Here is a 1,235-nt window from a genome sequence, read left to right on the forward strand (position 1 = left end):
CCGAAGGGCGTGTGCATCCCGCACCGGGGCATCACGCGGTTGGTGGTGGGCAACGGCTTCCTGCGCTTCGGGCCGGAAGAAGTCTGGCTGCAACTGGCGCCGGTGGCCTTCGACGCCTCGACGCTGGAGGTGTGGGGCGCGCTGCTGCACGGCTCGAAGCTGGTGCTGGCGCCTCCGCACGCGCTGACGCTGGAGGAGTTGGGCGCGCTGCTGAAGCAGGAGCGCATCAGCGCGCTGTGGCTGACGGCGGCGCTGTACGAGCAGATGGCGCTGCATCAGGTGCAGGCACTCGCGGGCGTGTCGCAGGTGCTGGCGGGTGGCGACGTGCTGCCGGCCCAGCGCGTGCACGAGCACCTGAAGCACCTGCCAGCGGGTGCGGTATTGGTGAATGGCTACGGCCCCACGGAGAACACCACGTTCTCCGCCACGTACTCGCTGACGAACGCGAGCACGGTCGGGAAGTCCGTGCCCATCGGCAAGCCGATTGGGAACTCGACGGCGTACGTGCTGGAGCCGCACGGTGACGTGGCGGGCGTGGGCGTGCCTGGAGAGCTGTACGTGGGAGGCGAAGGCTTGGCGTGGGGCTACCTCAACCGGGCGGACCTGACGGCGGAGCGCTTCGTGCCGAACGCGTTCAGCGCGGAGCCCGGCGCGCGGCTGTACCGCACGGGAGACAAGGCGCGCTGGAAGGAGGACGGGACGCTGGAGTTCCTGGGGCGCACGGACTTCCAGGTGAAGGTGCGAGGCTTCCGAATCGAGCTGGGCGAAGTGGAAGCGGCCCTGCTTCGGCATCCGGACGTGGCGGAAGCCGTGGCCGTGGTGCGGGAGGTGAATGGGGACAAGCGGCTGGTCGCGTGGCTCGTGGCGAAGCCGGGGCAGAACATCGACGCGAAGGCGGTGGAGACGGAGCTGCGCACGCACCTGCCGGAGTACATGGTGCCGTCGGCCATCGGCGTGCTGGCCGCGCTGCCGCTGAGCGCCAACGGCAAGGTGGACCGCAAGGCGTTGCCGGAGCTTGAAGCGGGGCGCTCGGAGCGCGAGTACGAAGCGCCGCGCACGGAGACGGAAGCGAAGCTGGCGGCCATCTGGTCGGAGGTGCTGCGGGTCCCCCAGGTAGGCCGGCAGGACGACTTCTTCGCGCTGGGCGGCCACTCACTGCTGGCCACGCAGGTGGCCTCGCGGATCCGCACGGAGCTGGGCGCGGAGTTGCCGCTGCGCGCCCTGTTCGAAGCGCC

At 70.4% G+C, this 1,235-nt stretch carries 1 protein-coding gene; it reads left to right on the forward strand.

Going from position 1 to position 1,235, the window contains the following annotated elements; translation table 11 throughout:
* The coding region (locus tag D7X96_RS39055) for a non-ribosomal peptide synthetase (RefSeq protein ID WP_147468524.1) at positions 1 to 1,235 on the forward strand (1,235 nt) is incomplete at both ends.

The sequence above is a fragment of the Corallococcus interemptor genome, assembly GCF_003668875.1.
Taxonomy (GTDB): Bacteria; Myxococcota; Myxococcia; order Myxococcales; family Myxococcaceae; genus Corallococcus; species Corallococcus interemptor.